Annotated in this window: 5 protein-coding genes and 1 pseudogene; 5 read left to right on the top strand and 1 reads right to left on the bottom strand. The window is 73.3% G+C overall.

Annotated elements, in window-relative coordinates; genetic code table 11:
• Positions 1–255: 255 nt before the first annotated feature.
• From gatC to gatB, 4 genes are read left to right on the top strand one after another with little or no spacing between them, the layout of a single operon-like run.
• On the top strand, positions 256–552 hold the full coding sequence (gene gatC, locus FOE67_RS16010) for an Asp-tRNA(Asn)/Glu-tRNA(Gln) amidotransferase subunit GatC (protein ID WP_182606612.1): 297 nt from the start codon (positions 256–258) through the stop codon (positions 550–552).
• A gap of 5 nt (positions 553–557) precedes the next feature.
• Complete coding sequence (gatA, locus tag FOE67_RS16005; protein ID WP_182664845.1) at positions 558–2,078, top strand: Asp-tRNA(Asn)/Glu-tRNA(Gln) amidotransferase subunit GatA; 1,521 nt, start codon at positions 558–560, stop codon at positions 2,076–2,078.
• Positions 2,075–2,302: a hypothetical protein gene (locus FOE67_RS16000; RefSeq protein WP_182664843.1), complete on the top strand. Its 228-nt coding sequence runs from the start codon at positions 2,075–2,077 to the stop codon at positions 2,300–2,302. The genes gatA and FOE67_RS16000 overlap by 4 nt, the downstream gene beginning before the upstream one ends.
• 46 nt (positions 2,303–2,348) lie before the next feature.
• Complete coding sequence (gatB, locus tag FOE67_RS15995) at positions 2,349–3,857, top strand: Asp-tRNA(Asn)/Glu-tRNA(Gln) amidotransferase subunit GatB (protein ID WP_182664841.1); 1,509 nt, start codon at positions 2,349–2,351, stop codon at positions 3,855–3,857.
• Between the two features lie 98 nt (positions 3,858–3,955).
• Here gatB and FOE67_RS15990 read toward each other — a convergent pair whose 3' ends face one another.
• Positions 3,956–4,723 (bottom strand): SDR family NAD(P)-dependent oxidoreductase, encoded by a 768-nt coding sequence (locus FOE67_RS15990; RefSeq protein WP_182664839.1) that lies wholly within the window; start codon positions 4,721–4,723, stop codon positions 3,956–3,958.
• A gap of 169 nt (positions 4,724–4,892) precedes the next feature.
• On the opposite strand from FOE67_RS15990, the pseudogene FOE67_RS29395 reads away from it, so the two are divergent.
• Positions 4,893–5,128 (top strand): annotated as a pseudogene (locus tag FOE67_RS29395) (hypothetical protein); the annotation flags it as partial.

Here is a 5,128-nt window from a genome sequence, read left to right as displayed (position 1 = left end):
GGCCGTCGCGTCCCCGACCCCCGCGCCCCCGGTCGCCGGTGGCACCGGCCGGGTGGTTCCCCCGCCCGGCCGGGAGCCGGCCGGCGGAGGGGCACCGAGCCGGCCCTGAGGAACGGGGACCCTCCCGGCACCCGGGGCGGGGCACCGGGGCGCGGTCGCGCCGGACCGACCGGGCAAACCGATGCGCGTCCGCCCCTCCGCTCGGCCTAGGATTGGGCGCGAACCCACCCCTCAACGAGTCAAGAGGATCCCCACATGCCCGGCATCACGCGCGAGGAGGTAGCCCACCTCGCCCGGCTGGCGCGTCTGGAGCTGAAGGACGAAGAGCTCGACCACTTCGCCGCTCAGCTCGACGACATCATCGGGGCCGTCGCCGCGGTCTCCGACGTCGCCGACGAGGACGTGCCGCCGACCTCCCACCCGCTGCCGCTGACCAACGTCATGCGTCCGGACGAGGTCCGCCCCGGCCTGACCCCCGACCAGGCGCTCTCCGGCGCCCCGGCCCGGGAGCAGCAGCGTTTCAAGGTGCCGCAGATCCTGGGGGAGGAGTGACCGCCATGACCGACACGACGACCGGGATCCCCTCCCCGGACCCGACCCGGATGACCGCCGCCGCGATCGCCGACGGCATCGCCGCCGGCGAGTTCACCGCCGTCGAGGTCGCCGAGGCCCACCTGGCCCGCATCGACGCCGTCGACGAGAAGGTGCACGCCTTCCTGCACGTGGACCGCGACGGCGCGCTGGCCGCCGCCCGCGCCGTGGACGAGCGCCGCGCCGCGGGCGAGCCGCTCGGCCCGCTGGCGGGTGTGCCGCTCGCGCTGAAGGACATCTTCACCACCGAGGGCGTGCCCACCACCGTCGGCTCGAAGATCCTCGAGGGCTGGATCCCGCCCTACGACGCCACCCTCACCAAGCGGCTGAAGGACGCCGGCGTCGTGGTGCTCGGCAAGACCAACATGGACGAGTTCGCCATGGGCTCCTCCACCGAGAACAGTGCCTACGGCCCCACCGGCAACCCGTGGGACCTCACCCGCATCCCCGGTGGCTCCGGCGGTGGCTCCGCCGCGGCCCTCGCCTCCTGGCAGGCGCCGCTGGCCATCGGCACCGACACCGGCGGTTCGATCCGCCAGCCGGCCGCCGTCACCGGCACCGTCGGTGTCAAGCCCACCTACGGCGCGGTCTCCCGGTACGGCATGGTCGCCTTCTCCTCCTCCCTGGACCAGGGCGGACCCTGCGCGCGGACCGTCCTCGACGCGGCCCTGCTGCACGAGGTGATCGCCGGGCACGACCCGCTGGACTCCACCTCCATCGACGCGCCGGTCCCCCCGGTGGTCGAGGCCGCCCGCAACGGCTCGGTCGAGGGTCTGCGGGTCGGCGTGATCACCGAGTTCCGCGGCGACGGCTACCAGGCCGGTGTGATGCGGCGCTTCGACGAGTCGGTGGAGCTGCTCGCCGGGCTCGGCGCCGAGATCGTCGAGCTGTCCTGTCCGTCCTTCACCAAGGCGCTGGCGGCCTACTACCTGATCGCCCCCTCCGAGTGCTCCTCCAACCTCGCCCGCTTCGACGGCCTGCGCTACGGCCTCCGGGTGGGCGACGACGGCACCCGCTCCGCCGAGCAGGTCACCGCCCTCACCCGGGAGGCCGGCTTCGGCCCCGAGGTCAAGCGCCGCGTCATGCTGGGCACCTACGCGCTGTCCTCCGGCTACTACGACGCGTACTACGGCAGCGCCCAGAAGGTCCGCACCCTGATCTCCCGGGATTTCGAGCGCGCTTTCGGGCAGGTGGACGTCATCGTCTCGCCCACCACCCCGACCACCGCGTTCCCCATCGGCGAGCGGGCGGACGACCCGATGGCCATGTACCTCGCCGACCTGTGCACCATCCCGAGCAACCTCGCCGGCAACGCGGCGATGTCGCTGCCCTGCGGCCTGGCCCCCGAGGACGGTCTGCCGGTGGGGTTGCAGATCATCGCCCCCGCGATGGCGGATGACCGCCTCTACCGCGTCGGAGCCGCCGTCGAGGCCGCTTTCGGGGCACGCTGGGGACACCCGATCCTCGAGGAGGCACCAGCACTGTGAACGTCAAGAAGAAGTCCAAGGCCGGCACCTACCTGTCCATCGGCACCTCGCTCTTCGGTGTCGTCGGTGTCGTCCGCCAGCTGCGCACCGCCCGTCGCGACCACGACACCCTGGAACTGGTGGACGGCATCATCTCCGCCGCCGCCCTGGTCACCGGTGTCGCCCTGCTCGCCCGTGAGCTGCGCCGGATGAACGACGACTCCACAGATCTGTTCGACAGCTGAGCGGTCGCGGACCGCAGAGCAGCCCACCCGAGAGGTACGCACCCCCGTGACCGTCATCGACCTGGTGTCGTACGAGGACGCCCTGGCGTCCTTCGACCCCGTCATGGGCCTGGAGGTCCATGTCGAGCTCGGCACCGCCACCAAGATGTTCTGCGGCTGTTCCACCGCCCTCGGGGCGGAGCCGAACAGCCAGACCTGCCCCGTGTGCCTCGGCCTGCCCGGGGCCCTGCCGGTCGTCAACGCGACCGGCGTGGAGTCCGCCGTGCGGATCGGTCTCGCGCTCCACTGCGAGATCGCCCGCTGGTGCCGATTCGCCCGGAAGAACTACTTCTATCCGGACATGCCGAAGAACTTCCAGACCTCCCAGTACGACGAGCCCATCGCCTTCAACGGCCACCTCGACGTGCAGCTGGAGGACGGCGAGGTCTTCCGCGTGGAGATCGAGCGGGCGCACATGGAGGAGGACACCGGCAAGTCCACGCACGTGGGCGGGGCCACCGGCCGGATCCACGGCGCCTCGCACTCGCTGCTGGACTACAACCGGGCGGGCATCCCGCTGATCGAGATCGTCACCAAGCCGATCGTCGGCGCCGGTGAGCGGGCGCCGGAGGTGGCCCGGGCGTACGTGGCCGAGCTGCGCGAGCTGATCCGCTCCCTGGGGGTCTCCGAGGCCCGCATGGAGATGGGCCAGATGCGCTGCGACGTCAACCTCTCGCTGCGCCCGCACGGGCGCGAGAAGTTCGGCACCCGCAGCGAGACCAAGAACGTCAACTCGCTGCGCAGCGTCGAACGGGCGGTCCGTTTCGAGATCCAGCGGCACGCCGGGGTGCTCTCCTCCGGCGGCACCATCGTGCAGGAGACACGCCACTTCCACGAGGAGGACGGTTCCACCACCTCCGGCCGGGTCAAGGAGGAGGCGGAGGACTACCGCTACTTCCCCGAGCCCGACCTGGTGCCGGTGGCCCCGGACCCGGCCTGGGTGGAGGAGCTGCGCGCCTCCCTGCCGGAGCCGCCGCGGGTGCGCCGCAACCGGCTGCGCGAGGAGTGGGGCCTGACCGCGCACGAGATGCAGTCGGTGCTCAACGCGGGCGCGCTGGACCCGATCGTCGCCACCATCGGGGCGGGGGCCGATCAGGCCGCCGCCCGCAAGTGGTGGCTCGGCGAGCTGGCCCGGCGCGCCAACGAGCAGGGTGTCGACCTCATCGCGCTGCCCATCACCCCCGTACAGGTGGCCCGGGTCGCCGAGCTGGTCGCCGAGGGCACCCTCAACGACAAGCTCGCGCGCCAGGTCATCGAGGGCGTGCTCGCCGGCGAGGGCGAGCCGGACGAGGTGGTGGCGGGGCGCGGCCTGGCCATCGTCTCCGACGACGGCGCCCTGGGCACCGCCGTGGACGAGGCGATCGCCGCCAACCCGGCGATCGCCGACAAGGTCCGCGGGGGGAAGGTGGCGGCGGCCGGCGCGCTGGTCGGCGCCGTCATGAAGGCCACCCGGGGGCAGGCCGACGCGGCCCGGGCCCGGGAGCTGATCCTGGAGCGGCTGGGCGTGCAGGGCTGAGCCCGCCCGGTCCGGACACGCGGAGGGCCGGCACCCGTCACGGGTGCCGGCCCTCCGGCGTTCCCGGAGGCGCTTCCGCCGGGGCGGGGGCGGTCCGCTCAGGCCGCCGACCAGCCGTTGTCCACCGGCAGGATCGCGCCGCTGATGTTGGAGGCCGCGTCGGAGGCGAGGAAGACGATCACCGCCGCCTGCTCCTCCGATTCGGAGATCCGGCCGACGGCCCCCATGTACCGCCCCAGGACCTGCGGTCCGAGCCCGGCCGGGTCCACGTTCGGGACCATGCCGGTGGCGGTGCCGCCGGGGGCCACGGCATTGGCGCGGACGCCGTGGTCGCGGTACATCACGGCGAGCGACTTCGTCAGGCCGATCACCCCGTGCTTGGAGGCGGTGTACGCGGCTCCGGCGGCGCTGCCGCGCAGGCTCGCCTCGGAGGCGACATTGACGATCGAGCCCCGCCCCTTCTCCAGCATGTGCGGCAGCACGGCGCGGCTGAGGAGGAAGGGCGCCGTGAGGTTGATCCGCAGCACCCGCTCCCACTCGGCGTCGGTGATGTCGGCGACGGCGGTCATGCCGTCCATGATCCCGGCGTTGTTCACCAGGACGTCGACTCCCCCGAGGCTTTCCACCGCCGTGGTGACGACCTCGTCGACGACGGCCTGCTCGGAGAGGTCGCCGATCACGGCGGCGGCCGTGCCCCCGGCGTCGGTGATCTCCGCCGTCACGGCTTCGGCGGTCTCCTTGTTCAGGTCGGCCACCAGGACCTTCGCGCCCTCCCGGGCGAAGGCGAGGGCGGTGGCCCGGCCGATGCCGGAACCGGCGCCGGTGACGATGACGACTCGGCCGTCGAGGCCGGTGGTGCTGCTCATGCCGGGACTCCTCGGCTCGCCCGGCGCGTTACCGGAGCGGCGGGCGGGTGGTGTGCGGGTGGTGTGCGGAAGGGGGGCCGGTGGTTTCTGTCGCACAGTGACGGTAAGTCGGGGTGGAGGGGACGGCAACCGGCCGAACGGCCCGAACGGTCGAGGAGGGGAGCCCCGCATGGCCGGGAGAACGGGGCGTCCCCGCTGCCGTCCGCCCGTCACCACCCGGGGCGTGGCCGGTACCCCCGCCGAGGCCATCGCCGCCGCCGCGGGGATCTCCACCCGCACCCCGTGGCCGTACTTTCCCTCCGAGGAGGACTGTGTCCCCCCTTCTGCCCATCGGCACCCGGGCCGCGGCCCGTTGCCCGGCGGACCGGGGGCGGGGGAGACCCCCACCGCCGCCGTCGGGCGTCC

Origin of the sequence: Streptomyces calidiresistens, assembly GCF_014141525.1 — a bacterium.
In the GTDB taxonomy this organism is placed as follows: Bacteria; Actinomycetota; Actinomycetes; order Streptomycetales; family Streptomycetaceae; genus Streptomyces; species Streptomyces calidiresistens.
The sequence above is the reverse complement of the archived record's forward strand: the minus strand, read 5'-3'. Positions and strand labels throughout refer to the sequence as shown.